Annotated in this window: 1 protein-coding gene; it reads left to right on the forward strand. The window is 36.4% G+C overall.

Annotated elements, in window-relative coordinates; genetic code table 11:
* On the forward strand, positions 1-266 hold a 266-nt coding region (locus AAEZ18_RS18790; protein WP_352255915.1), incomplete at its 5' end, for a phytase.
* Between the last annotated feature and the right edge of the window lie 9 nt (positions 267-275).

Raw genomic sequence — 275 nt, forward strand, 5'->3', positions numbered from 1 at the left:
GCTACGTACTGTATAAAATAAAGAATGGTACTGCGGGCATTAAAACACCTAGCTTAGAGTTTGCAGGTAAGTTTAGTGTAATAAGTGATTTGGTTAATGGTATTGATGGCTCATCAGAAACCGACGGGTTAACAGTAACATCTAAGTCTCTTCCGGGTTATCCTGAAGGTATTTTAGTTGTACAAGATGGTTATAACCGTATGCCACAGCAGCCTCAAAACTTTAAAATAATAGATTGGCGAGAAGTAAAAAAAGCAATTAAGTAGTGCTTATTT

Origin of the sequence: Pseudoalteromonas sp. 19-MNA-CIBAN-0066 (assembly GCF_040308705.1) — a bacterium.
In the GTDB taxonomy this organism is placed as follows: Bacteria; Pseudomonadota; Gammaproteobacteria; order Enterobacterales; family Alteromonadaceae; genus Pseudoalteromonas; species Pseudoalteromonas nigrifaciens.